Here is a 24,446-nt window from a genome sequence, read left to right as displayed (position 1 = left end):
CCGGGGTGAGCACCTCACCTCCGCCCGGCTGGTACACCGACCCGTCGGTCCCGCACACCGAGCACTGGTGGGACGGCACAGCCTGGACCGGGCACCGGCGCCCGTCCGGGCCGACCGGCCCGCCGCCCCCGGCGGACGGCGGAGCCAGGGCCCCGCGCGGCAGGGCCGCGGCCCTCACCGCCGCCGGGGCGCTCCTGGCCGCAGCCGCGGTCACCGCCGCCGTCGTCCTCGGCGCGGGCGGCGACGGCACGGGTGGCGACGGCGAAGGCAAGGGTGACGGGCCCCGGGCGAGAACCGTGCCGCAGGGCACCACGCCCACCGCGCCGCCGACCTCGGCGCCCGAGCCCCCGGCGGCCGATCCGGACGTCGTCGTCGACGAACTCAACGGCATCACCCTGCCGTTGCCCGACGGCTGGGTCCGCCCGGAGAACATCAGCCTGGACCACGTCGTGATGACCACCGACGGGACCTACGACTGCCCGGGCGACGCCGGTCTGTGCCGGCGCGGTCTGGTCTTCTCCCGCACGGCCACCGCGGACGAGGGCACGACGCCCGAGCGACTGGCCGAGGAGGACATCGCGGACGCGGCCGACGAGGCGTACGACCGCGACGTCCTGGGCCGGCGCCCCTTCGGTGGCATCGAGTCGCACCGGGTCGTCGCGTCGGGGCCGGTCGCGGTGGCGGGCCGTGCCGGATGGTTCGTGCGCTGGCGGGTCGTCACCGCCCAGGGGCCCGGCGGCCATGTGCAGTCCCTCGCCTTCCGGTCCAGCGTCGGCACGCAGGGGTGGATCGTCGTGCGCTATGTGTTCGACGCGGGCCCCGAGGGACCGCCGCCGGCCGACATGGACCGGATCACCGACGGGATCCGGCCGTTCGGCGACGCGGACACCGGCGGCGGGGTCGGCGCGGGCATCAGCCCGCCCGGCTGACCGTCACCCGCCCGGCCAGCAGGACCCGTCCCGGTCGACCAGCACCCGCCCGGCTGACCATCAGCCGTCCGGGCGACCGGAACCCGTCCGGCCGGCCGTCACAGGAACGTGCGGCCCTCGCCGCGGTAGGTCGGCACGGTCGCCGTCACCCGGTCCCCCTCGACCAGGTGCAGCGTGTCGAACCGCTCGCACAGCTCGCCGGCCTTGGCGTGCCGGAACCACACCTTGTCGCCGATCAGCAGATCGTCGGCCGGTGAGCCGAGCAGAGGCGTCTGCACCTCGCCGGCGCCCTCCTGGGGGTCGTACCGCAGACCCTCGGGCAGGTACGGGACCGGCAGCCGGTCCACGCCCGCCGCGCCGGACGCCGGGTATCCGCCCCCCAGGACGGTCACCACGCCGACGCCGGGCCTGCGCACCACGGGCAGGGCGAACAGCGCCGCCGGACGGCCGCTGAACGACGTGTAGTTGTCGAACAGCCGCGGCACGTACAGCCCCGAACCGGCGCCGATCTCGGTGACCGCGTCCTCGGCGGCGGTGTGCTGCACACTGCCTGTGCCGCCGCCGTTGACGAACTCCAGCCCCGGCGCGACGGCCCGCACCGCGCGCACCACGGCCGCGCGGCGCTCGGCGAGTTCCCGCCGCGCGGTGGCCTGCATCAGCCGCACCGCCCGGGAGCGCACCGGCCGCCCGGGGACGGCGTCCCCGACCCCGGCGATGTGTCCCTCGTAGGCCATGATCCCCACGACCTCGAACCCCGGCCGCCGGGCCACCAGCCGGGCCAGGTCGGCGACATCGGCGGGGGAGTGCAGCGGTGAGCGGCGGGCGCCGACGCGCACGCGCCCGCCGAGGAGCCGCAGGGAGGTGTCCAACTCCAGGCAGACCCGCACGACTTCGCGGCCGCCGTCCCGCGCCCCGTCGATGAGGGCCAGCTGGGCGGGGTCGTCGACCATGACCGTGACGGCGGCGGCGAGCTTGGGATCGGAGGTGAGTTCGGCGAAGCCGGCGCGGTCGGCGGACGGGTAGGCGAGGAGCACGTCCTCGTACCCGGAGCGGGCCAGCCACAGGGACTCGGCGAGCGTGAACGACATGACCCCGGCGAAACCGTCCTTGGCCAGGACGCGTTCGAGCAGGGCGCGGCAGCGCACGGACTTGCTGGCGACGCGGATCGGCTTGCCGCCCGCGCGGCGGACCAGATCGTCCGCGTTGGCGTCGAAGGCGTCCAGGTCCACGATCGCGACAGGGGCGTCGAGAGGGGCGGTGGCCCGGTCGTAACGGGCCCGGTCGGAGGCGCGCGCAGTCATGAACGAAGCCTGCCAGACAGGATTACCGCAGGGTAGGGGGATGTTCCGGGCAGATGCCCCGGCCTCGCGGACCGGTTCCCGTATCGGCCGCGTCAACCCGTAGAGTGACGCGCACGCAGGGAGCAATGACTCCGCCCCGCCGTCGTGCCGGGATGCCGCACCGTCCGTGCGGGTATCTGTGCGAGGACTTGACGAGGCGGCCCGCGTACGGGGAGACGGGCACGAGGAAACGGGGGCCGCATGAGCACGGACGCGCAGCACGCCCCGATCCCGCCCCGCCCGGCGACCCCGCCTCGCCCTGCCCAGCCGCCGAGGCCCGCGAACGCCCCCGACCTCCCGGCGCCCGACGCACCCTCACCGGGCCGGACGGCGAACCCGGTTCAACCGTCGGCGCACCCGGTTCAGCCGTCGGCTGGCGCCCGCTCGGGCCCGTCGCTACCAGGCGCCGGCCCGCTTCCCGGGGCCTCACCGCCAGGCGGCGGCACCCGCTCGGGGTCGACATCGGCCGTCGGCGGCAGCCGTTCGGGGCCCACGTCGGCTGCGGGCGGCACCCGCCCAGGGCCCGCGGCACCGGTCGGCGGCACGCGCCCGGTGCCGTCGTCGTCGCCGGTCGGTGACGCGCGTTCCGGGCCGCCGTCGGCGAGCGGTGCCCGGCCGGGCTCCGTCCCGCCGGGTGACGGCGCTCGCCGGACGCCCACCTCTCCGGGCGGCGGCACGCGTCCCGGAGTCCCGGCTCAAGGCGACGGCCCGGCCCCGAGGGACGGCTCGTCGCCCGTCGACGCCCGCCTCGCCGCCCGCCGTGTCCTGCGGGGTCAGGACGCCGCTCCCGCCACCCCGCCCCCGCCCGTGGCCTCCGCCCGCTTCCCCGACGCGCCGCCCCGTCCGGGGCACCGCCCCGTCGAGGGACCCTCGGAGACGACCCGGCGGCTCCGCGTTCCGCCGGCGAACGGATTCACGTCCGCCGGTGCCGCGGCCGCGACGCCGAACCCCCTCCAGTCCTGGAGCGCCGATCCGCCGCGGCCCGTGGTGGGCCTCGGCGCGACCACGGCGTTCGGCGACCCCGCGCGGGGCGGACCCTCCGGCACGCGCGTCCGGCGGCGCACCCTCGCGGCGGCCGTCTGCTGCGTCCTCGGCGCCGGGCTCATCGGCGGTGCGGTGGCCGGAAGTTGGCTCACCGGGGACTCCGGGGAGAGCGGTGAGCGAGGGAGCTACGCGGCCGCCGCGGGCATGTGGCACGGCGTACCCGTCGACGAGTTGTTCCCGCCCACCGTGCAGGGCGACGGCGCCGGACCCGGCGGAGCCGACCGGCTCTGGACGCGCATCGCCGTCGCCCCGGACGGCGACTGCGCCGAAGCCTTCGACCCGCTGCTGAGCAAGGCCCTCGCCACCGTCGGCTGCGAGCGCCTGCTGCGCGCCACCTACACCGACGCCACCCAGAGCTACGTCACCACCGTCGGCCTGCTCTTCACCAAAGCCGACGCCACCGCCATGCGCGCGCTGCAGACCCGCTTCGACAAGGACCGCCTGGACCGGCGTTCCGACCTGATGCCCCGCCCGTACGCGGCCCGGGACACCGTCGCGGCGGCCTTCGGCGACGAGCAGCGGGCGTCCTGGACGGTCTCCGTGCTCACCGACGCCCCCGTCGTCGTGTACGCCGTCTCCGGCTGGGCCGACGCACGGACGGTCGACGAGCCCCAGTCCGCCGCCGACGCCACGCAGGCCAAGGCCACGACGGCCGTCGCCCAGGCCGGTCTCGGCCACGAGGCGAAGGGCCTCGCCGACCGTGTCGAGCGAAGCCTGCGCAAGTCCGTCACGTCGTCCCCGGAGCGGTCGTCATGAACCCCACGACCCGCAGGGCGGGACTGCTCGGCGTCCTGCTCGCCTCCTCCGTCGCCCTGGTCCCGTCCACCGCCGCGCACGCGGACGGCATCCGCGCCCAGCAGTGGGCCCTGGAGGCCATGCACACCGAGGCGGCCTGGCAGACCACCAAGGGCGCCGGCATCACCGTCGCGGTCCTGGACACCGGCGTCGACGACGAGCACCCCGACCTCGCGGGCAACGTGCTGGCCACCAAGGACATGGTGGGCTTCGGCGCCGGGCGCGGAGACGAGGCATGGGCCAAGCACGGCACCGCCATGGCCGGGATCATCGCCGGCCACGGCCACGGTGAGGGCAACGGCGACGGCGTCCTGGGCATCGCGCCGGAAGCCGACATCCTCCCCGTCCGCGTCATCCTGGAGGACGACGACCCGGCGCGCGCCAAGGCCCGCAAGACCCGCGGCAACGCCCTGGCCGACGGCATCCGCTGGGCCGCCGACCAGGGCGTCGACGTCATCAACCTCTCCCTCGGCGACGACTCCGCCTCCGCGCACCCCGAACCCGCCGAGGACGAGGCCGTCCAGTACGCCCTGCGGAAGGGCTCCGTGGTCGTCGCCTCGGCCGGCAACGGCGGCGAGAAGGGCGACCACATCTCCTACCCGGCCGCCTACCCCGGCGTGATCGCCGTGACCGCCGTCGACCGCCTCGGCACCCGCGCCTCGTTCTCCACCCGCCGCTGGTACGCCACGGTCAGCGCTCCCGGCGTCGACGTCGTGATCGCCGTCCCCGGTCGCACGTACTACGAGGGCTGGGGCACCAGTGCCGCCGCCGCCTTCGTCTCCGGAGCCGTCGCCCTGGTCAGGGCGGCCCACCCCGGTCTGACCCCGGCGCAGATCAAACGGCTCCTGGAGGACACCGCCCGCGACGCCCCCGCCGACGGCCGCGACGACTCCCGGGGCTTCGGCTTCGTCGACCCGGCGGCCGCCATCGAGGAGGCCGGCCGTCTCGCACCCGAAGGGCTGCGCTCGGCGTCGTACGGCCAGAAGTACTTCGGCCCCGGCCCGGACACCCCCGGCCCCGACGACTCCACCGCGAGCTGGGCCGGACCCCTCGCCGGCAGCGTGGGCGGCGTCCTCCTGGTCGCGGCCGTGGTGCTCTGGCGCGCCCGCCGCGAGTACGACGCGTACTAGGGCGCCGCGTCAGCCGAGTACGGCCGGGCCGGTACGAGGGCTTCCGCCCGGTACGCCGAGAGGACGCGCCGCGGCGTCAGTGGCGCGTCCCGGCCGAGGGCGTGGCCGGCGTCCCGTCGGTGAACACCGACACCGCCGCCCGGGCCGCCGACTCCACCAGCGAGACGCCCTTCTCCTTCGTCGTGTTGCCGTCCGACAGCACGGCCACCAGGAAGGGACGGCCGCCGACCGTCACCCGGCCGATGCTGTTGACGTCCCACAGCCCGGTCTCCTTGTGGGGCAGCCAGCCGTTCTTCAGGGCCCATCCGGACCCGTCACCGGCCGCCAACACCCCCCACCGCTGACCGTGCGTCACCTGCCCCATCAACTCCTGGACATACGCCCGCGAGGCCGCCCCCAACGCGGAGTCCGCGGTGAACACCCGCCGCAGCAGGGTGAGCCGGTCGGCCACCGTCGTGCTGGTCAGCCCCCACTCCATCCGCCGGCCGCCCCGCGTACCGGTGAGCCCGAGCCGTTCGTTCGCGGCGTCCAGCCCCTGCTCCGCGCCGATCGCCCGCCACAGGGCCGACGCGCAGTCGTTGTCGCTGCGGACGATCATCTCGGTGGCGTCGGACTTCTCCTTCGCCGTCAGTTCCCGCCCGGCGTCCTGCGCCTGGAGCAGCAGCGCCGCCAGGATGTCCACCTTGACGACGCTCGCGGTGGTGTGGGTTCCGTCGCCGAACGCGGCGCTCCGTCCGGAGTCCAGGCTCAGCACCGCCACCGACACCTCGGCCCCGGCCTCGACCGGCACGGTCTCCATGGCCCGGGCCAGCGCAGCGTCGTCGTCCGACGCCGACCGCGTCACACCGTCCACGGCTGTCCCCCCGCTCGCCGCCACCGACGCCGACGGCGTCGCGGCCGACGATACGGCCCGTTCCGCCGCGAGCGTCCACACCGTCCCCCGCACCGCCGCCTCCGCCGTACCGCCGATCGCGACGGCGGAGGCGGCGAAAGCGCCGATCAGGGCGCGGCGGACTCCGGGCCGGGCCATACGTCCATGGTGGGCGCCGCACCCGTGTCCGGCTCGCCCCGATAGGGTCGGTGTCCGTGGTGAACAAGAACATTCCCGACCCCGGCTTCTCCGACGACGACGGCTCCGCCGACCCCGCGCTGGCCGCCGCGCTCGCCGCCTGGGCGCAGGACCGCACCGCCGTGGGGCCGGTGCTGGCCGCGCTGAAGGGCGCCCGGCTGCTCGTCCCCGTGGTCGCCGTGCTAGGCGAGGTCGAGGAGGACGAGAACGGTCTGCGCCGCGAGAAGACGAGCGACATGGCCGTGCCCACCCTGAAGGCCGGTGCCCGCACGGCCCTGCCCGCCTTCACGTCCACCGAGGCGCTGGCCCTCTGGGACGCGCAGGCCCGCCCCGTGGCCGTACCGCTGCACCAGGCCCTTCAGGCCGCCGCGCACGAGAAGGCGGACACGGTCGTGCTGGACCTGGCCGGGCCCGTGCCGTTCGAGCTGACCGGTCCCGCGCTGCTCGCGCTGGCCGAGGGGCGCACGAGCACCGATCCGCTCACCGACCCCGCGGTCGTCGCGGCCGTACGGGACGCCGTGGCCGCGGAGCCCGCCGTGCTCCGCGCCCACCTGGGCCCCGGACAGGCGGACGGCACGCTGGCCCTCGTCCTCGATCCGGCGGCCTCCCCCGCCGAGGCCGCCCGAGCGGTGGCGCGGCGGATGGCGGCCGACGAGACGCTGAGGGCCCGCCTGGTGCGCGGCCTCGACCTGGCACTGCTGCCGGCCGGGACCACGCCACCGGGCGAGCCCTTGTACGTCAGAGGGTGACCCGGCCGAGGGCCGGGACCAGCCGGGGAGGGGATCAGCCGTAGACCGGGCCCGTGTACTTCTCGCCCGGACCCTGGCCGGGCTCGTCGGGCACGAGCGACGCCTCGCGGAACGCCAGCTGGAGCGACTTCAGGCCGTCCCGCAGCGGGGCGGCGTGGAACGAGCTGATCTCGGTCGTGCTCGCGTCCAGCAGACCGGCGAGGGCGTGGACGAGCTTGCGGGCCTCGTCCAGGTCCTTGTGCTTCTCGCCGTCCTCGGTCAGACCGAGCTTCACCGCGGCCGCGCTCATCAGGTTGACGGCGACCGTCACGATCACCTCGACCGCGGGAACCTCGGCGATGTCGCGGGTCATGGCGTTGAAGTCGGGCGTCTCTTCACTCATGCCGTTCACCATAGGGGCAGCGGGAGGATCGGCCCCAGGTGGCCTCGGTTAGCCGATTCCGGCCGAGGCTGCTAACCTTGTGTAACGACCGGTCGGACACGTGTGCCTCACCGCACTACGAGCCCGACCTACAAGTGGAGGCTTCGAACTCCCACCTGACCGCCCTCACGGGCGGCGGGTCACCGGTCAGGCGGTCCTGTCCTTCGTGACGGCACCCGCCCGAAAGTGCGCCCCGCGGTCACCGCGGCGGTCGCTCCGGTTGTTCGAGGAGCCCCCGCCTGTGATCGTCCGGGGCATTTTTTGTGCGTCGGCGCGGTTTAGGTCTAACGAACAGAGACGTTACGCGGCTGTCCGCCAGACCGTCGCGTGGTGCTACACGAGGAGGATCCATCAGCGCCGAGCCCCGCATCAACGACCGGATTCGCGTTCCCGAGGTGCGACTTGTCGGTCCCAGTGGCGAGCAGGTGGGCATCGTCCCGCTCGCTAAGGCACTGGAGCTTGCGCAGGAGTACGACCTGGACCTGGTCGAGGTCGCGGCGAACGCCCGTCCGCCAGTGTGCAAGCTCATGGACTACGGGAAGTTCAAGTACGAGTCGGCCATGAAGGCCCGTGAGGCGCGTAAGAACCAGGCGCACACGGTCATCAAGGAGATGAAGCTCCGGCCGAAGATCGACCCGCACGACTATGACACCAAGAAGGGTCACGTCGTCCGGTTCCTCAAGCAGGGCGACAAGGTCAAGATCACGATCATGTTCCGTGGACGTGAGCAGTCCCGGCCGGAGCTCGGCTACCGGCTGCTGCAGCGGCTCGCGGAGGACGTCCAGGACCTCGGTTTCATCGAGTCGAACCCGAAGCAGGACGGCCGAAACATGATCATGGTTCTCGGTCCGCACAAGAAGAAGACCGAGGCGATGGCCGAGGCTCGCCAGGCGCAGGAGGCCCGCAAGGCCGATGCGAAGGCAAACCCCGGCAAGTCGCAGAACGCGGCCGACGCCGAGGACGCCGAGATCACCGAGGACGCCGAGATCGCCGAGGCTCCTGCCGAGGCTGCCGCCGAGGCGTGACCCCCGGGGGACGCGAGTCCCCCAGGATCCAACCGAAACAAGAGCGACGCTCCACAGTGCCCGGTTTTCGCGACCGGGCACCGGAGCGCCACCGACGAGGAGAGAACGGCGCTATGCCGAAGAACAAGTCGCACAGCGGTGCCAGCAAGCGCTTCAAGATCACCGGCTCCGGCAAGGTGCTCCGTGAGCGCGCCGGCAAGCGCCACCTGCTCGAGCACAAGTCGTCCCGCGTGACGCGTCGCCTCACCGGCAACGCCGAGATGGCCCCGGGCGACGCCGCGAAGATCAAGAAGCTTCTCGGCAAGTGACGTACGGGCGCCACTGAGCGTCGTACGTCTGGACCGGGACCCCATCGATTCCGGGCCGTGTGAAGACAACCACGGCCCCGCTACAAGGAGTTAAAAAGTGGCACGCGTCAAGCGGGCAGTCAACGCCCACAAGAAGCGCCGGGCGATCCTCGAGGCGGCCTCCGGCTACCGCGGTCAGCGTTCGCGCCTGTACCGCAAGGCCAAGGAGCAGGTCACCCACTCGCTGGTCTACAACTACAACGACCGCAAGAAGCGCAAGGGTGACTTCCGCCAGCTGTGGATCCAGCGCATCAACGCCGCTGCCCGCGCGAACGGCATCACGTACAACCGCTTCATCCAGGGTCTGAAGGCCGCGAACGTCGAGGTCGACCGCAAGATCCTGGCCGAGCTCGCCGTGAACGACGCCACCGCGTTCGCCGCGCTCGTCGAGGTCGCGCAGAAGGCGCTGCCGGCGGACGTCAACGCGCCGAAGGCCGCGTGACGCTGCGCTGGCTCTAGGCCGACGTGACTGAGGACCCGCAGGTGTCAGCCTGCGGGTCCTGTCCGTGTTCGCGTGGTCGTCGAAGCCGCGGGCGCCGGTGGCCGGCCGCGCAGTTCCCCGCGCCCCTGGGTAGATCCACTCGCGCCCGTGACCCGCGGCGCGATCCGTAGTACGAAGGTGAGCCGCACATGCCCCCCGTCAGCCCCGAGCTGATCTCCCCCCGTTCCCCCCGGGTCCAGGCCGCGCGGCGGCTGGCGAAGCGGAACTTCCGGGGGAAGGAGCGGCTGTTCCTCGCGGAGGGGCCGCAGGCCGTGCGCGAGGCCGGGGCACAGCCGGGCACCCTCGTGGAACTGTTCGCGACGGTCGAGGCCGCCGAGCGGTACGCCGACATCATCGGAGAGGCCCGCGACACCGGCGCCCGGGTGCATCTGGCCTCCGAGGAGGTCATCGCCGACATCTCCACGACGGTGACACCGCAGGGACTGGTCGGGATCTGCCGCTTCCTGGACACCCCCTTCGAGGACATCCTCGCCGCCCGCCCCCGGCTCGTCGCCGTGCTCGCGCACGTGCGGGACCCGGGCAACGCCGGGACGGTGCTGCGCTGCGCGGACGCCGCCGGTGCCGACGCCGTCGTGCTGACCGACGCCTCCGTCGACCTCTACAACCCCAAGGCCGTACGTGCCTCCGTGGGGTCGCTGTTCCATCTGCCGGTCGCCGTCGGGGTGCCCGTCGAGCGTGCCGTGGCGGGGCTGAAGGACGCCGGGGTGCGCATCCTCGCCGCCGACGGGGCCGGGCAGGACGACCTCGACGACGAGCTGGACAAGGGCACCATGGGCGGGCCGACCGCCTGGGTCTTCGGCAACGAGGCCTGGGGCCTGCCCGAGGAGACCCGGGCCCTCGCGGACGCCGCCGTACGCGTCCCGATCCACGGAAAGGCCGAGAGCCTGAACCTCGCGACCGCCGCGGCCGTATGCCTCTACGCGTCGGCCCGTGCACAGCGCGCCCCCGGAGGCTGCCGCAGCGTGACCGGGAGCTAGTAGGGTGACCAGCTCGGGGGCCTCCTGCACCGTCTGAGAGGTGGGGTACGCGGATGAGCGTCGGCACGAGCAGGGCTCCAGGGGGACGGGACGTGCGGCGCCCGCCCGTGTCGCGGGACGGCGAACCCCCCGAGCTCGGCTTCCACCCCGACGACCTGCCCGACGGCCTCGTCGTCGCCGACGAGCACGGACAGGTGATCTGCTTCAACGCCGCCGCCGAACGCATCACCGCCGTCGCCGCCGAGGCCGTGCTCGGGCAGCCGCTCGACAAGGCGCTGCCCCTGGAGGACCTGGAGGGCCGGCGCTGGTGGCAGCTGACCGACCCCTACGGCGGCCTCGCCACCCGGGTCCGGCAGCCGGAGCGGAACCTGCTGCTGCCCGGCGGCCGGGAGGTGCTGGTCTCGGCCCGCTACGTCCGCGAGGAGCCCACCGGACCCCTGTGCCGCCTCGTCGTCTCGCTGCGGGACACCGAGGCCCGGCGCCGTACCGAGCGCAGCCACGCCGAGCTGATCGCCACCGTCGCCCACGAACTGCGCTCGCCGCTCACCTCCGTCAAGGGGTTCACGGCCACGCTGCTGGCCAAGTGGGAGAGGTTCACCGACGACCAGAAGCGGCTGATGCTGGAGACCGTCGACGCCGACGCCGACCGCGTCACCCGGCTCATCGCCGAGCTGCTCGACATCTCCCGGATCGACTCGGGCCGGCTGGAGGTGCGCCGCCAGCCCGTCGACATGGGCGCCGCCGTCGGCCGGCACATCCAGGCGTACGTCGCCTCGGGCCTGACCGCCGACCGGTTCCTGCTGCGTCTGGAGCAGCCGCTGCCCGCGCTGTGGGCCGACCCCGACAAGGTCGACCAGGTGCTGAGCAACCTCATCGAAAATGCCGTGCGGCACGGCGAGGGAACCGTCACCATCGACATCACGCCCGCCGCGTCCCCGCGAGAAGGGGAGGACGCCGGCACGTCGGTCACCGTGAGCGACGAGGGCACCGGCATCCCGGAGGAGTCCATGAACCGCGTCTTCACCCGCTTCTGGCGGGGCAGCAAGCGCGGCGGCACGGGCCTCGGGCTGTACATCGTCAAGGGCATCGTCGAGGCCCACGGCGGCACCATCACGGTCGGACGCGCCCCCGACGGCGGCGCCGAGTTCCGATTCACGTTGCCCGTGGCCGCGCCGGCGTATCTCGCCTGACGGCCGCGGGCGCATTCGTCCGTCCTCACCCCGTTAGACTCGGCCTTTGGCACCTTTGTGTCCCGCAGACGGCCCATCCAGTCGGTGACGGGGACTTCAGCCTGGGGGCACCTCCCAGCGATAGCTGGGGGACAATCGGAAGCACGGGAAGAGATGTCCGCACCCAATAAGTCGTACGACCCTGTCGAGGTCGAGGCGTTGAAACCGGAAGAGATCGCGCGCATGCGGGACGAGGCGCTCGCCGCCTTCGCCGCCGCGGGCTCCCTCGACGCGCTCCAGGAGGCCAAGGTCGCCCACACCGGCGGCACCTCGCCGCTGGCGCTGGCCAACCGCGAGATCGGCGCCCTGCCCCCGCAGGCCAAGGCCGCCGCCGGAAAGCTGGTCGGCCAGGCCCGCGGCGCGGTCAACAAGGCCCTGGCCACGCGCCAGAGCGAACTGGAGGCCGAGCGGGACGCCCGCGTCCTGGTCGAGGAGGCGGTGGATGTCACGCTGCCCCACGACCGTGTGCCCGCCGGCGCCCGGCACCCCCTGACCACGCTGTCCGAGCGCATCGAGGACGTCTTCGTCGCCATGGGCTACGAGGTCGCCGAGGGCCCCCAGGCCGAGGCCGAGTGGTTCAACTTCGACGCCCTGAACATCGGCCCGGACCACCCGGCCCGCGGCGAGGCCGACACCTTCTTCGTGCGGGGCGAGAACGGCGGCTCCGAGTCCGGTGTCGTGCTGCGCACCCACACCTCGCCGGTGCAGATCCGCTCCCTGCTGGAGCGCGACCTGCCGGTGTACGTGATCTGCCCCGGTCGCGTCTACCGCACCGACGAGCTGGACGCGACGCACACCCCGGTCTTCCACCAGGTCGAGCTGCTCGCCGTCGACGAGGGCCTGACCATGGCCGACCTCAAGGGCACGCTGGACCACATGGTGCAGTCGCTGTTCGGCGAGGGCATGAAGACCCGGCTGCGGCCGAACTTCTTCCCCTTCACCGAGCCGTCCGCCGAGATGGACATGGTGTGCTACGTCTGCCGCGGCGAGTCCGTCGGCAACCCCGACCGGCCCTGCCGCACCTGCTCCAGCGAGGGCTGGATCGAGCTGGGCGGCTGCGGCATGGTCAATCCGCGGGTGCTCACCGCCTGCGGCGTCGACCCGGAGAAGTACAGCGGCTTCGCCTTCGGGTTCGGCATCGAGCGGATGCTGATGTTCCGCCACAACGTCGAGGACATGCGAGACATGGTCGAGGGTGACGTCCGGTTCACCCGGCCGTTCGGGATGGAGATCTGATGCGGGTCCCGCTTTCTTGGCTGCGGGAGTACGTCGACCTGCCGGAGACGGAGACCGGTCGTGACGTGCAGGCCAAGCTCATTTCGGCCGGCCTCGAGGTCGAGACCGTCGAGCAGCTCGGCGACGGTCTCAAGGGCCCCCTGGTCGTCGGCCAGGTGCTGACCATCGAGGAGCTGGAGGGCTTCAAGAAGCCGATCCGCTTCTGCACCGTCGACGTGGGCAGTGCCAACGGCACCGGCGAGCCCCAGGAGATCGTCTGCGGCGCCCGCAACTTCGCCGTCGGCGACAAGGTCGTCGTGGTCCTGCCCGGCGCCACCCTCCCGGGCGGCTTCTCCATCTCCGCGCGCCAGACCTACGGCAAGACCTCCCACGGCATGATCTGCTCCAGCGACGAGCTGGGCATGGGCGACGACGGCACCAAGGGCATCATCGTGCTGCCGCCCGAGACGGAGGTCGGCAAGGACGCGATCGAGCTGCTGGAGCTGGTCGACGAGGTGCTGGACATCGCCGTCACCGCCAACCGCGGCGACTGCCTGTCCCTGCGCGGTGTCGCCCGCGAGGCCGCCATCGCCTACGGCATCGCGCTGCGCGACCCGGCCCTGCTCGACGTGCCGGCGCCGAACGCCCACGGCTACCCGGTGAAGATCTCCGAGCCGATGGGCTGCGACCGCTTCACCGCCCGTACGGTGTCCGGACTGCAGCCCGAGGCCCGTTCCCCGATCTGGCTCCGGCGCCGGCTGCAGAAGGTCGGCATGCGTCCGATCTCGCTCGCCGTCGACGTCACCAACTACGTGATGATGGAGCTCGGCCAGCCGCTGCACGCCTACGACCGCACCCGGGTCCAGGGCACCATCGGCGTCCGCCGGGCGGCCGAGGGCGAGAAGATCGTCACCCTCGACGGCGTCGAGCGGAAGCTGCACGCCGAGGACCTGGTGATCACCGACGACCGGGGCCCCATCGGGCTCGCGGGCGTCATGGGCGGCGCCGACACGGAGATCGCCGACCACGACTCCGAGAGCGGCACCACCGACGTCGTGATCGAGGCCGCGCACTTCGACGCGGTGGCGATCGCTCGTACGGCCCGCCGCCACAAGCTGTCCTCCGAGGCGTCCCGCCGTTTCGAGCGGGGCGTCGACCCGCAGGCCGCGGCCGCCGCCGCGCAGCGCACGGTCGACCTGCTGGTGCTGCTCGCGGGCGGCACCGCCGAGGCCGGGGTCACCGAGATCATGGCGCCGTCCGCGCCGCACACCATCACCGTCGCGGCCGATCACCCGGACAGGGTCGCGGGCGTCGAGTACGGCCGTGAGACCGTGGTGCGCCGCCTCCAGCAGGTCGGCTGCGACGTGTACGGGCAGGACGAGCTGATCGTCACCGTCCCGTCCTGGCGGCCCGACCTCCTGGAGCGGAACGACCTCGCCGAGGAGGTCATCCGCCTGGAGGGCTACGAGAACCTGCCCTCCACCCTGCCCAGGCCCGTCTCCGGCCGCGGTCTGACGCACCGGCAGCGGCTGCACCGCAGGGTCGGCCGGGCGCTCGCCGGCGCCGGCTACGTCGAGTCGCCGAACTACCCGTTCATCGGCGAGCAGGTCTTCGACCAGCTCGGCCTCGACGCCGACGACCCCGCCCGCCGCGTGGTCAAGCTGGTCAACCCGCTCAACGACGAGGAGCCCGCGCTCCGTACGTCGCTGCTTCCGGGCCTGCTCGGCGCGCTGCGCCGCAATGACGGCCGTGGCTCGCACGACCTCGCGCTGTTCGAGACCGGCCTGGTCTTCCTCCCGCGCGCGAAGAGCGGCGCCGCCGCCCATCTGCCGGTCGACCGTCGTCCCACGGACGAGGAGATCGCGGCGTTCGACGCCGTGCTGCCCGAGCAGCCGCGCCATGTCGCCGTCGTCCTCGCGGGCGCCCGCGAACAGGCCGGCTGGTGGGACAAGGGCCGTCCGGGCGACTGGGCCGACGCGGTCGAGGCGGCGCGCACGATCGCCCGTGAGGCCGGTGCCGAACTCGTCGTGCGGGCCGGCCGGTACGGGCCGTGGCACCCGGGCCGCTGCGCCGAGCTGGTGATCACGGCGGACGGCACCGAGCGGGTCGTCGGCCACGCCGGCGAGCTGCACCCGAGGGTCCTGAAGGCACTGGGCCTGCCCGCGCGCACCTGCGCGATGGAGCTGGACCTGGACGCCCTGGAGCGGGTCGGGGACGGCACCCCGCAGGCGCCGAGCATCTCCTCCTTCCCGGTGGCCACGCAGGACGTCGCGCTGGTCGTCGAGCAGACGGTCGCGCACGCGGACGTCGAGGCCGCGCTGCGCGAGGGCGCCGGCGAACTGCTGGAGTCCATCCGGCTGTTCGACGTGTACGAGAACGCGGAGCAGCTGGGCGCGGGCCGCAAGTCGCTGGCGTACGCGCTGCGGTTCCGGGCCGGAGACCGGACGCTGACCGTCGACGAGGCGTCGGCGGCGCGGGACGCCGCGGTGGCGCTCGCGGCGGAGCGTACGGGCGCGGAGCTGCGCGGATAGTCCCCCGCGGGGGACCACGCGTCGTGGGCCGGTCACGGGTCGTCCGTGGCCGGCCTCGCGCGTTCCCCGCGCGCTTCCCCGAGGGGGCGCGGGCGCTACCTCACTCGTTCGGGTGGGATGTTCCGGTGATCTGGTCCTACCGGGCACCGCGGCGACAGAATCGGACCGGCCTTTCGGGGTCGGTCTGCGCTGTCACGGCCTGCATGGGAGGCCACCCGCATGATCCGTATGAGGGCCCTGGGGCTGCCCACGGTGTGGGGTGCCCTGGCGATCACGTACAAACTCGCCTGTCCGCTCGCCCACCAGACCTCGCTCGGCGCGCGGATCGTCACCAGTGCCGTGTTCTTCGCCGTCGGCACCGGCCTCGTCCTCCAGGTCCACCGCACGCTGCTGCGTGAGCTCAGGCAGGCCCGCAAGGTCGCGGGCGCCGCCCAGAACGCGCTGTTACGGCCGCTGCCCCCGCGCGTCGACGGGCTGGCCGTCGGCGCGGCCCGGCTGTCCGCCGAACGAGGGTCCTCCGTCGGCGGCGATCTGTACGAGGTGATCGCCACCGAGCACGGGGTGCGGGTCGTGATGGGCGACGTCCGCGGGCACGGGCTGGACGCGCTCGGGACGGCCGCCGCCGTGCTGGGCAGTTTCCGCGAGGCCGTCCACGACGAGCCCGAACTCGCCCGGGTGCTCGACCGGCTGGACCGCGCGCTGGGCCGTCACCTGCGCGGGTGCCCGCGCGTGGAGCAGGCCGAGTCGTTCGTGACCGTCCTGCTGCTGGAGATCGGCGGCGACGGTGCGGTGCGGGCACTCAACTGCGGCCATCCCTGGCCGTATCGGCTGCGGGGAACAGGCGTCGAGCCGCTGTCCCGGTCCGAGCCCCTGCCGCCCCTCGGCCCGTTCCCGCTGCCGGCCGACCTGTCCGCGGCACACCACGGCCGACTGGGCCCGGGCGAGGGCCTGTTCCTCTTCACGGACGGGGCCGAGGACGCCCGGGACGGGAGCGGCCGGTTCTTCCCGCTGGCTCAGGTGGTGACGTCCGCGCTGCGGGACGGGGCCATGTCCCCGCAGGCGGTGCTGAGCGCGGTACTCACCCGGCTCTCCCGCCACACCAGCGGCAACCCGCCCGACGACGTGGCCCTCCTGATGCTCCGCGACGAACGCGAACGCGAACACCCGGCGGGGGCACGGGAAACCGCGCGACCGGCCACCGCGCACCCTGGGCCGACGACGCACCGCTGACCTCGCCGCCTCGGACGACTCCCGGCAGGGCCGCCGCACTGTACGAGGGGGAGCCGGCGGCCCGGCCGGCCTCTTTCGAGGCAATTCAGTCAACCGGTCGGAAACCCTCCGCGACAGTGCGCGCACGCTGCGGATGCGCGCACTCCGTTCACACGTGTGAACCAGGCAGGACGCGCCCGTGGACTCGCCCTGCGCTACGAACACACCGCGGTGGCACGCTGGTTGAAGGGCCAGCGGCCACGTGGTCAGGTTCCCGACCTGATCTGCGAGGTGCTCGCCGCCCGGCTGCGCCGCCCGGTCACCCTCGACGACATCGGCCTCGGCGTCCCGGGCCGGGAGGCGACCGCGCACGCCACGTCGCTGTCCGGGTTCGTCGAGCGGGCCACCGCCCTGTGGCGCTCGGACGAGCAGCAGCGGCCGCACGTCCTCGGCGCACCGGCGGTGACCGGGACACCCGCGGTGATGCCGGTGTGGGAGTGGGAGAACCCGCCCGAGGACGTGGACGTCTCCCGCGGCGGCCGGCACCGGGTCACCCCGGCCGACCTGGAGATGCTGCGCGCCGCCCGCGCCCACTACGAGCAGCTGTACCGCAAGGCCGGCGGCATCGCGACCCGCGCCCGGATCGTCGGCTTCCTCACCGCCGAGGCGGCGCCGCTGCTGCGGGGCAGCTACACCGATGCCACCGGCCGCCAACTGCACCGCGCCACCGGCGGATTGGTGGCGATCGCCGGGATCTGCGCGTACGACTCCGACGCGCACGGGCTCGCCCAGCGCTACTTCCACCAGGCGCTGCGGCTCGCCAAGGCCAGCGGTGACCGGGGGCTCGGGGCGTATGTGATCGCGCTGCTGGTCAACCAGTCGCTGTTCATGCGGGAGTACCGCCAGGCCGTCGCCTTCGCGGAGGCCGCGCTGCGCGCCGCGGGCAAGCAGATCACCCCGGCCCTCGGCTCCGATCTGTACGCGATGCAGGCGAAGGCGTACGCCCACCTCGGCGACGGTACGAGCGCCTTCTCCTGCATCCGGCGGGCCGAGCAGGCCGCCGAACGCATCCGGCGCGGTCACGAACCCGACGAGACCGGCTATGTCCAGCCGGGGCTGGTCAACGTCCAGGTGGCGGAGGCGCTGCTGAGCCTCGGCGAGCTGGCGGCTGCCGGGGAGCACGCCGCGGCCGCCGTGGACACCCCGGCGCACGACCGGGGGCGGGTGCACCGGCTCGCCATGCTCAGCACCGTCGAACTGCGACAGGGCGACGCCGAGAAGGCGGTGGCCACGGCGGTGCGGATGGCCGAGCAGGCCCGCGGCATGGAGTCCCAGCGGCTGCGGGACAGACTCCGGGCGGTGCGTGAGCGTCTGGCGCGCAGCGGCGGGGCGGGCACGGCCGAGGCCGCCGAACTCATCGACGGCGCCCTGCGTGTGCCGCTGTAGACCCTACTGATCCCTGTCACGGAGTCCCTGCTGCGATATTGCCCCTTACCCGATGGAAGGTGGCAGAACCGTGCAGTGGGTGAAACAGAACGAACAAACTGTGTATGAAAACCGCTGGTTCAGCGTCAACCTCGCGGATGTGGAACTACCGGACGGCCGGCACCTCGACCACTTCCTGATACGGATGCGGCCCGTCGCGGTGGCCACGGTGGTGAACGAGGCCAACGAGGTACTGCTCCTGTGGCGCCACCGCTTCATCACCGACAGCTGGGGATGGGAACTCGCCGCCGGTGTCGTCGAGGACGGCGAGGACGTCGCGCGGGCGGCGGCCCGGGAGCTGGAGGAGGAGACCGGCTGGCGGCCGGGACCCCTGCGGCACCTGATGAGTGTGGAGCCGTCCAACGGTCTCACCGACGCCCGGCACCACATCTACTGGGCCGACGAGGGCGAGTACGTCGGGCACCCGGTGGACGACTTCGAGTCGGACCGCAGGGAATGGGTCCCCCTCAAGGTCGTCCCCGACCTTGTGGCCCGCGGCGAGGTCCCGGCCGCGAACATGGCCGCCGCGCTGCTGTTGCTGCACCATCTCCGGCTGGGCCAGGACACCTTGCCCTGAGTCTCGGCGTCCCAGCGCCCGCCGGAGGGAGACGAGCAGGGCGCCCACCGCCGCGACCGAGGGCAGCGGCCGACGGGCGCGTTCCACGTCGCCGGGCCGGGTGTCGACCTCGTCCGGCTCCTCGGTGCGGCGGCCGCCGACTCGCCTGGTGGGCACGGGGGAGCGTGTGCGCCGGGCATTCAACCGTGCCCGGTGCGCACACGGTTGAATGCCGCGGGCCCGGCACCGGAAGATCGGTGCCGGGCCCGCGCCCGGCAGTGAACGCGTGCTCAGCCGTAGGTGTAGAAACCCGAGCCGGACTTCCGGCCCAGCCGGCCCGCGTCCACCATCCGCTGCAGCAGCGGGGGAGCGGCGTACAGGGGCTCCTTGTACTCCTCGTACACGTTGCCAGTTTGCGTGACTACCGCTCTCACCTGCGGTTTCATGGCCTGCTCTGGGCCTGCGGGGCGTCCAGGGACTTCTCAGGGACATTCGGTTGTGGATCTTGGTCGAACCACTCGTCCATGGCGGCGAGGCCCCGCTTACCCGCCCCGGGCATGAAGTGAGCGTAGTGCGTCAGCGTGGTCTGCGGCGAGGCATGCCCGAGCCACTGAGACACGCTCACGATCGACTCGCCGGCCTCGAGCTGGGTACTCGTGTACGTGTGCCGGAGGACGTGGAACATGTCCTCGCGGGAGAGTTCGTAGACGGAGTATCGACGGCTGCGGCCTCCGTACGTCTCAGCTTTCTCGCCGACCTTCTTCAGGACACCGGCCGCCGCGAGTGCGGGCCGCCAGCTCCGCTTGCTCCACATCGAGTAGTTGACTCGATTGGCCTGCGGGGAGCTCAGGACCAGCCGGACGGTGATCGGTTCACGCTGTCGCCCTTCCAGCTCGGTCGTCGGTGGTTCAGGGTTGCGCCACGGGAGCGTGCAGGAGATCGAAGGGAAGCGGCGCAGGTGATCCTGGACACGCTTGGCGAGGTTGGGGGAGAGGGGAATATCTCGCGTTTTGCCGCCCTTGGGCAGGCAGAAGTACGGCCTTCCTTTGACGTCCCACTGCAGCTGTCGGCGGATGCGTATGACACCGGCATCGAAGTCGAAGTCCTCCTCGCCGAGGCCGAACGCCTCGCCTTGGCGCAGACCGAGGCCGACACCGAGGTCCACCGCAATGCGGTATCGATCCTGGAGGCCCGCCCGGACAGCTTCCACGGTCGGCCTGGCCCATGCCTTAGCCTTCCTCTTCGCTGGCTTGGGTGCCTTGACGGACCGGCGGGCCTTGCAGGGGTTCTTGACCAGGCGGCCATCGTCGACGGCGGCTTCGAGGATGGTGGAAAGGTGGATCCAGATCACCTGGGCCGTGGACGCCTCGACCCGTGTCAGCAGCTGGGCCTTCCAGGCGCGCAGCACGGCAGCGTCGATGTCCCGGAGCGCTGTTGCGCCCAGGAACGGGATGATGTGGTTCCAGATCTTGCTGCGCATGGGGGCGGCGGTCGACGGTTCGTCCGATCGGCTCGGCCACCAGTGCTTCTCGACGTACTGGGCGAGGGGGATCGCCCCGTCTCGGGGGTCGACGAATTCGCCACGTGTGGTGTCGGTCTGCGCCTTGGCAAGCCACTGCTTCGCGTCCTCGCTCGTGTCGAACGAGCGGTCCCGGACGCCCAGGATGCCCTTCACCCGGTAGCGCCTGCCATGGCCCCACAGGGCAGTTCGCTCCCGCTTACCGCTGTCCTTGTTGGGCTTCTTCTTGAGCCAGCGGTCTTCTATGTACCCCGCCAAGGGAATTTTCTCCTATGAACTCAGTTGCATATGGCGCATGGCATGGTTGGAAGTTGCGCGCCGGGAACCCGAAAGATCGACGCACCGCCTTCCAGCTCGTGCATAGCCTTCAAGGAGTGCGCACTGTGCGCTTCATCGGCTTCTGGGTGAGAGGGCTGAGGACGGCGTTGGAACGTGAATCCGTCCGTTCCTGCGCTATGACCCACTCATTGAGCGCGGAGATCCTGTACATAACGCGGCGGCCCATGCGGAAGCTCGGCGGACCTTGCCGTCGATGACGCCAGACATATAGGGTGTTCGGTGAAATGCCAAGGTATTCAGCCGCCTTGTTCAGGTTCAAGAACGCGGCTTCATGCGTGGACGCGATGTGGTCGTGCATCTCCGGTCTCCAGGGTCAGAAAACGTTGATTGCCTCACGATCCGGAGAAGTCTGGGTTTGGTGAAACCGGGAAACTCTGGTAGCGCGCGTATTGGCTACCTCAGGAAGTGCTGAGATGCGACTGTTGATCTCGGGCGTAGCAGTCCAAGGCGCTGGATCTTCCCTTCGTTGAGCTGCGGTTTTGCCAGCACCCGTACGTTGGCATGGTGTCCGCGCAGGTCTCAAGTCATGGGCGTCTGCCGTAGGCGAACTGCCCTGAGCGTCAGCGGAGGGTGGGTCACGTCCGCTGGAGTGGTGTATCGACGACCACTCGGTGATCTCGTTTTGAAGCTATGCGGTGAGTTCGTCGGGCAGGGCGGTCTCGGCGGTTTCTGACTCGATCGGTTGGAGGCGGGCCTTAGTCAGGAATTCGCGGCCTATGTAGCGGCGGGCCTTGGTCCACTCGTCGTTCTGGTCAGCCAGGACCGCGTCGACCAGACGGATCACGGCGGTTCGATCGGGGAAGATCCCGACGACGTCGGTGCGACGCCGGATCTCCTTGTGGCTTTGTCCATGAGAACGGTTTTCATGGACAAAGCCAGTCGGTCAGGACCAGTGAGAGCGGGCGTGCTGTGGGCCGCGGCCATCCCGTGCGGTCGGGCAGCGTGTCACCGCGGCGCAGGTGCTTGCCGAGGAGGGCCGGTGGTTTGGTGCCGTCGCTGTCGGTGGTATCGGCCTTGGTGCCGGGTGCGACGATCTCGTCTCGTTGATCCGGAATTTGATGCCGGGAACATCCGCAAGGTCACCGAGGACAGCCTCAGGCGGCTCCAGACCGACCACATCGACGTGCTGTACCAGCGCCGCCCCGACCCCGCCGTGCCGACCCAGGACGTCGCCGGCACCGTGGGCGAGCACATTGCCGCAGGAAAGGTGCGCTACTTCGGACTCAGCGAGGCCGGCCCGGACACCATCCGCCGCGCCCACGCCGTCACCCCGGTGTCGGCCCTGCAGACCGAGTACTCGATCTTCGAGCGCGACGTCGAGGAGAAGATCCTTCCTGTGGTGCGGGAGCTGGGCATCGGCTTCGTCCCCTATTTTCCCCTCGGTCGCGGCTTCCTCACCGGCGCCGTCACGCCCGCCCACGAGTACGCCGAGGACGATATGCGGCGAGTGGACCCGCGCTGGCAGGGCGAGAACTTCGAGTACAACCTGTGCGCCACCCGGCAGCTCAAGGAGTTCGCCGCTGCCAAGGGCATCACCGTCGCCCAGCCCGCCCTCGCCTGGCTGCTCGCCAAGGGCGAGGACATCGTCCCCATCCCCGGCACCCGCAGCGCCCAGCGCCTCGAGGAGAACGTGGGCTCCGCCGCGGTGGAACTCACCGCGGGCGACCTCCAGCGCATCACCCAGATCCTCCCCTACGGCGCCGCAGGCGGCCGCTACCCCGCCGAGATCATGCCCACCGACTGGTAGAACGCCCCCAGCCTCGGACCACACGCATACGTGTGGTCCGAGGCTGGGGTGGGTCCGGATGTTCTTGTGTATGGCTCGGTGTCGATGGGGATCGTCGAAATTGGCTCTGGCTGCCGTTCCGTGACGGATGGCGTCTGTCCAAGTCATTCGTGGCTACCCGTGCTCGCCCCTGTCAGAATCCTGGGAGGACGCTGGCGTCGGCTGAGGTTGTGCGAGGAGGCTGGACATGGCATCCGCCATCGTGGGCGTGATCGGAACTCTGCTCGGAGCCGTGGCCGGCTACGCCTTCCAGGCGAGGCAGGCATCGGTTAACCGCAGGTGGCAGCACGAGGACTCGCTCAGTGCTGCGAAGCGAAACGCCTATTCCGAGTATCTTCGGTCGATCAGCGCCAGCTATGGGCAAGCGGTGTCTGGTCAACGGAACCGGTCGGAGGATGGCCGACTCCATGCAGCCACGGCTGAGATCGAAGTCCTGGCCGATAAAACGGTGTCAGGACCAGCGCGGGCGCTTGTCAAATCCGTTATCGAGGCGCACTCGGCGGTCGCTGCGGGCGCCAGTGCCGAGGACGCGGGGGTGGCGGAGGTCGATCGCCGTCGATACGAAGTGATTGAGCTGTTCAAGGCCGACCTCGGGCTCAAGACACATCCCTAGTTGGGGCATGGCTGGGTGAGGATCCGGGTCCGGAGGAGTTCGAACGAAGCCCGGCCATACATAGCCCTCTTGAGCGTTTTCACCCTATTCACGTGCCCTTCGACGACCCCGGAGCTCCAGGGCAGGGTGAGTCCGGCGGTGACGGCGTCGAGGTCCTGGCGGAGGAAGCCGGCGAAGCTCTTCATGGGTTTCGGTGCGCCCTGCTCGGCCTGCCGGATCCACTCCAGCAGGAGGTATCCGCGCTGGTGGCGGACCAGGTCGGCGAACGCGCAGGCGAGGTCGCAGGCCCGGGTGATGTCCGGGCAAGCGAGCCGGACCTGAAGGAGTCGCTCGTTCTGACCGTCGGTGAGGGTTCGAGGGGCCGCATGATCCAGGAGGTGATCTTGCGGGGGCTGGGGATGTCGGCCCGCACCGGTTCGGCGGTGCCTGCGCGCAGGGCGGCGAGGTGTTTGCGAACGACCTGGCGGCTGCCCCGGTAGCCGCGGGCCTGGATCTCCAGGAACAGCCGGGTGCCGCTGACCTGGCCCTGCGCCTCGGTGAAGCGGGCGTTGAGATACGCCTTGAACGGCTCCAGGACTCCGTTGGGGCGGCGCTCTCGGGCGGAGGCCAACAGCTCGTCGAGGTCGGTGTCGCGGAAGCGGTGGACGGTCTTGCGGTCGAGGTTCAGACGGCGGGCGATCGCGCTGATGTTCCAGCGTTTCTCCAGCAGGCGGTGGATGTCCTCGTAGCGGTGGCGGGTGCGTTCGATGATCTGGGTGCGGGGCAGTTCCGCGGGCGGTAACAGCAACGGGGTCACCTCGGGCACTTCGGTCACAGTCTCCTCCTCAGCGCGTTTGCGCAGGCAGTCGCGGTGCTGGTGGCAGGTCTTCTCGACTGCGGCGGACAGGTTCTGTAACAGGTGCCAGCGATCGGCGACTTCGAGGGCATCGGGGGCGGCTTCCCTGACCGCCTTGGTGTGGGCGGTCGCCCGGTCCCGGCAGATGATCTCCGCGCCGGGATGGTCCTTGAGCCAGGCCGCGAACGTCTCGGAGGTGCGGTCGGGCAGTACGTCCACGACCCGGCCGGCCTCGACGTCGACCAGCACGGTGCCGTAGGTGCAGCCGCGGCGGAAGGCGAACTCGTCCACCCCCAGCACCCGCGGGGCGCGGTCCGCCACCGGCGGTGCCGTCAGCGGTCTGAGCAGCCGCATCCGGCCCGCGGTCAGCCGCAGGCGTCGGCACAGCCGGGCGGCGGGACGGCCGCCGAGCTGGATCGCGATCGACCGCAGCCAGCCCACCAGCCCGGTGCTGGAACGGCGGTAGCGCGCGGACAGCCCCGGCACCTGCTCGACGAACGTCGTGCGGGAACAGCTCCTGCGGTCGCAGGAGTACCTGCGTACCCGCAGCCGGACGATGACCCGGCGCGAGCCCAACGGCCGCTCGTCCAGAGTGCGTTGATACGCACTGTGCACGCGTTTGCCCTGCGTGCGGCAGCTCGGGCACCGGCCTGGGCGGGCCGTCGACACCGCCTCCACCACCAGGATGCCGGAGGAGTCGCTCACGCCCTCCACCCGCACATCGATCCCGGGAAACAGCACATCCTCAACCGTCTTGCTCGCCACGGCAGGAAGTACGCTGCCGAAACGATCCCGCGTTCC

19 protein-coding genes and 6 pseudogenes are annotated in these 24,446 nt (G+C 71.9%); 16 read left to right on the top strand and 9 right to left on the bottom strand.

Features of this window, described 5'->3' with window-relative positions:
* Positions 1-5 precede the first annotated feature (5 nt).
* Positions 6-929 carry a DUF2510 domain-containing protein gene (locus ACWCPM_RS08115; RefSeq protein WP_450975291.1) on the top strand — a complete coding sequence of 308 codons (924 nt, stop codon included), beginning with the start codon at positions 6-8 and terminating at the stop codon, positions 927-929.
* Between the two features lie 98 nt (positions 930-1,027).
* Here ACWCPM_RS08115 and ACWCPM_RS08110 read toward each other — a convergent pair whose 3' ends face one another.
* Positions 1,028-2,230, bottom strand: coding sequence for an amino acid deaminase/aldolase (locus ACWCPM_RS08110; protein WP_450975290.1), 1,203 nt, complete (start codon positions 2,228-2,230; stop codon positions 1,028-1,030).
* Between the two features lie 846 nt (positions 2,231-3,076).
* On the opposite strand from ACWCPM_RS08110, the gene ACWCPM_RS08105 reads away from it, so the two are divergent.
* Positions 3,077-4,069, top strand: a complete 993-nt coding sequence (locus ACWCPM_RS08105; RefSeq protein WP_450975289.1) for a hypothetical protein — start codon at positions 3,077-3,079, stop codon at positions 4,067-4,069.
* Positions 4,066-5,238 (top strand): type VII secretion-associated serine protease mycosin, encoded by a 1,173-nt coding sequence (gene mycP, locus ACWCPM_RS08100; protein WP_450975288.1) that lies wholly within the window; start codon positions 4,066-4,068, stop codon positions 5,236-5,238. The genes ACWCPM_RS08105 and mycP overlap by 4 nt, the downstream gene beginning before the upstream one ends.
* A 76-nt stretch (positions 5,239-5,314) precedes the next feature.
* Here mycP and ACWCPM_RS08095 read toward each other — a convergent pair whose 3' ends face one another.
* Entirely contained in the window at positions 5,315-6,268 is a 954-nt protein-coding gene (locus ACWCPM_RS08095) for a serine hydrolase (RefSeq protein ID WP_450975287.1), read from the bottom strand.
* Positions 6,269-6,324: 56 nt separating this feature from the next.
* Here ACWCPM_RS08095 and ACWCPM_RS08090 point away from each other — a divergent pair, with 56 nt between their 5' ends.
* A complete protein-coding gene (locus ACWCPM_RS08090; RefSeq protein ID WP_450975286.1) occupies positions 6,325-7,056 on the top strand; it encodes an SseB family protein in 732 nt (243 codons plus the stop codon).
* A gap of 34 nt (positions 7,057-7,090) precedes the next feature.
* Here ACWCPM_RS08090 and ACWCPM_RS08085 read toward each other — a convergent pair whose 3' ends face one another.
* Positions 7,091-7,438 carry a DUF1844 domain-containing protein gene (locus ACWCPM_RS08085; RefSeq protein WP_450975285.1) on the bottom strand — a complete coding sequence of 116 codons (348 nt, stop codon included), beginning with the start codon at positions 7,436-7,438 and terminating at the stop codon, positions 7,091-7,093.
* A 295-nt stretch (positions 7,439-7,733) separates the two neighbouring features.
* Between ACWCPM_RS08085 and infC the strand changes: the two are divergent.
* The 10 genes and pseudogenes from infC to ACWCPM_RS08035 all read left to right on the top strand — a co-directional run bounded on the left by infC (position 7,734) and on the right by ACWCPM_RS08035 (position 18,574).
* Positions 7,734-8,502: pseudogene (gene infC, locus ACWCPM_RS08080) on the top strand (translation initiation factor IF-3).
* A 113-nt stretch (positions 8,503-8,615) separates the two neighbouring features.
* Positions 8,616-8,810 carry a 50S ribosomal protein L35 gene (rpmI, locus tag ACWCPM_RS08075; protein WP_003977225.1) on the top strand — a complete coding sequence of 65 codons (195 nt, stop codon included), beginning with the start codon at positions 8,616-8,618 and terminating at the stop codon, positions 8,808-8,810.
* Between the two features lie 97 nt (positions 8,811-8,907).
* Entirely contained in the window at positions 8,908-9,291 is a 384-nt protein-coding gene (rplT, locus tag ACWCPM_RS08070; RefSeq protein WP_232654097.1) for a 50S ribosomal protein L20, read from the top strand.
* 188 nt (positions 9,292-9,479) lie between these two features.
* The gene (locus ACWCPM_RS08065) at positions 9,480-10,328 is read left to right on the top strand and encodes a TrmH family RNA methyltransferase (protein ID WP_450975284.1); all 849 of its coding nucleotides are present in this window, start codon (positions 9,480-9,482) and stop codon (positions 10,326-10,328) included.
* A 53-nt stretch (positions 10,329-10,381) separates the two neighbouring features.
* On the top strand, positions 10,382-11,518 hold the full coding sequence (locus ACWCPM_RS08060; RefSeq protein WP_450975283.1) for an ATP-binding protein: 1,137 nt from the start codon (positions 10,382-10,384) through the stop codon (positions 11,516-11,518).
* A 153-nt stretch (positions 11,519-11,671) separates the two neighbouring features.
* Positions 11,672-12,793, top strand: coding sequence for a phenylalanine--tRNA ligase subunit alpha (gene pheS, locus ACWCPM_RS08055; protein WP_450975282.1), 1,122 nt, complete (start codon positions 11,672-11,674; stop codon positions 12,791-12,793).
* The gene (pheT, locus tag ACWCPM_RS08050) at positions 12,793-15,303 is read left to right on the top strand and encodes a phenylalanine--tRNA ligase subunit beta (protein ID WP_450975281.1); all 2,511 of its coding nucleotides are present in this window, start codon (positions 12,793-12,795) and stop codon (positions 15,301-15,303) included. The genes pheS and pheT overlap by 1 nt, the downstream gene beginning before the upstream one ends.
* Positions 15,304-15,522: 219 nt before the next feature.
* Positions 15,523-16,533, top strand: coding sequence for a PP2C family protein-serine/threonine phosphatase (locus ACWCPM_RS08045; protein ID WP_450975280.1), 1,011 nt, complete (start codon positions 15,523-15,525; stop codon positions 16,531-16,533).
* 156 nt (positions 16,534-16,689) lie between these two features.
* Positions 16,690-17,958: pseudogene (locus ACWCPM_RS08040) on the top strand (transcriptional regulator); the annotation flags it as partial.
* A 70-nt stretch (positions 17,959-18,028) separates the two neighbouring features.
* Positions 18,029-18,574, top strand: a complete 546-nt coding sequence (locus ACWCPM_RS08035) for an NUDIX hydrolase (protein ID WP_450975279.1) — start codon at positions 18,029-18,031, stop codon at positions 18,572-18,574.
* Between the two features lie 269 nt (positions 18,575-18,843).
* Here the strand turns inward: ACWCPM_RS08035 and ACWCPM_RS08030 are convergent.
* The 4 genes and pseudogenes from ACWCPM_RS08030 to ACWCPM_RS08015 form a co-directional block, all read right to left on the bottom strand.
* Positions 18,844-18,957: pseudogene (locus tag ACWCPM_RS08030) on the bottom strand (3-hydroxyacyl-CoA dehydrogenase family protein); the annotation flags it as partial.
* 38 nt (positions 18,958-18,995) lie between these two features.
* Positions 18,996-20,330 (bottom strand): tyrosine-type recombinase/integrase, encoded by a 1,335-nt coding sequence (locus tag ACWCPM_RS08025; RefSeq protein ID WP_450975278.1) that lies wholly within the window; start codon positions 20,328-20,330, stop codon positions 18,996-18,998.
* 109 nt (positions 20,331-20,439) lie between these two features.
* Complete coding sequence (locus ACWCPM_RS08020; RefSeq protein WP_450975277.1) at positions 20,440-20,709, bottom strand: helix-turn-helix transcriptional regulator; 270 nt, start codon at positions 20,707-20,709, stop codon at positions 20,440-20,442.
* Positions 20,710-21,039: 330 nt separating this feature from the next.
* Positions 21,040-21,249, bottom strand: a pseudogene (locus ACWCPM_RS08015) (transposase); the annotation flags it as partial.
* A 228-nt stretch (positions 21,250-21,477) separates the two neighbouring features.
* On the opposite strand from ACWCPM_RS08015, the pseudogene ACWCPM_RS08010 reads away from it, so the two are divergent.
* Positions 21,478-22,158 (top strand): annotated as a pseudogene (locus tag ACWCPM_RS08010) (aldo/keto reductase); the annotation flags it as partial.
* 226 nt (positions 22,159-22,384) lie between these two features.
* Positions 22,385-22,810, top strand: a complete 426-nt coding sequence (locus ACWCPM_RS08005; RefSeq protein WP_450975276.1) for a hypothetical protein — start codon at positions 22,385-22,387, stop codon at positions 22,808-22,810.
* Here ACWCPM_RS08005 and ACWCPM_RS08000 read toward each other — a convergent pair.
* Positions 22,807-23,184 carry an ISL3 family transposase gene (locus ACWCPM_RS08000; RefSeq protein WP_450975457.1) on the bottom strand — a complete coding sequence of 126 codons (378 nt, stop codon included), beginning with the start codon at positions 23,182-23,184 and terminating at the stop codon, positions 22,807-22,809. The two genes, ACWCPM_RS08005 and ACWCPM_RS08000, sit on opposite strands and share 4 nt — an antisense overlap.
* Positions 23,185-23,480: 296 nt before the next feature.
* Positions 23,481-24,314, bottom strand: a pseudogene (locus ACWCPM_RS07995) (ISL3 family transposase); the annotation flags it as partial.
* Positions 24,315-24,446: the final 132 nt, after the last annotated feature.

It is taken from the genome of Streptomyces sp. NPDC002309, assembly GCF_053593375.1.
This window is presented reverse-complemented; position numbering and strand designations above follow the sequence as displayed.

Bases quoted from the DNA above. Each gene is read 5' to 3' on its own strand.
- ACWCPM_RS08060 (WP_450975283.1), top strand. From the start codon at position 10,382: ATGAGCGTCGGCACGAGCAGGGCTCCAGGGGGACGGGACGTGCGGCGC.
- ACWCPM_RS08065 (WP_450975284.1), top strand. From the start codon at position 9,480: ATGCCCCCCGTCAGCCCCGAGCTGATCTCCCCCCGTTCCCCCCGGGTC.
- ACWCPM_RS08110 (WP_450975290.1), bottom strand. From the start codon at position 2,230: ATGACTGCGCGCGCCTCCGACCGGGCCCGTTACGACCGGGCCACCGCC.
- ACWCPM_RS08085 (WP_450975285.1), bottom strand. From the start codon at position 7,438: ATGAGTGAAGAGACGCCCGACTTCAACGCCATGACCCGCGACATCGCC.
- pheS (WP_450975282.1), top strand. From the start codon at position 11,672: ATGTCCGCACCCAATAAGTCGTACGACCCTGTCGAGGTCGAGGCGTTG.
- ACWCPM_RS08020 (WP_450975277.1), bottom strand. From the start codon at position 20,709: ATGCACGACCACATCGCGTCCACGCATGAAGCCGCGTTCTTGAACCTG.
- pheT (WP_450975281.1), top strand. From the start codon at position 12,793: ATGCGGGTCCCGCTTTCTTGGCTGCGGGAGTACGTCGACCTGCCGGAG.
- ACWCPM_RS08095 (WP_450975287.1), bottom strand. From the start codon at position 6,268: ATGGCCCGGCCCGGAGTCCGCCGCGCCCTGATCGGCGCTTTCGCCGCC.
- rpmI (WP_003977225.1), top strand. From the start codon at position 8,616: ATGCCGAAGAACAAGTCGCACAGCGGTGCCAGCAAGCGCTTCAAGATC.
- ACWCPM_RS08045 (WP_450975280.1), top strand. From the start codon at position 15,523: ATGATCCGTATGAGGGCCCTGGGGCTGCCCACGGTGTGGGGTGCCCTG.
- mycP (WP_450975288.1), top strand. From the start codon at position 4,066: ATGAACCCCACGACCCGCAGGGCGGGACTGCTCGGCGTCCTGCTCGCC.
- ACWCPM_RS08005 (WP_450975276.1), top strand. From the start codon at position 22,385: ATGGCATCCGCCATCGTGGGCGTGATCGGAACTCTGCTCGGAGCCGTG.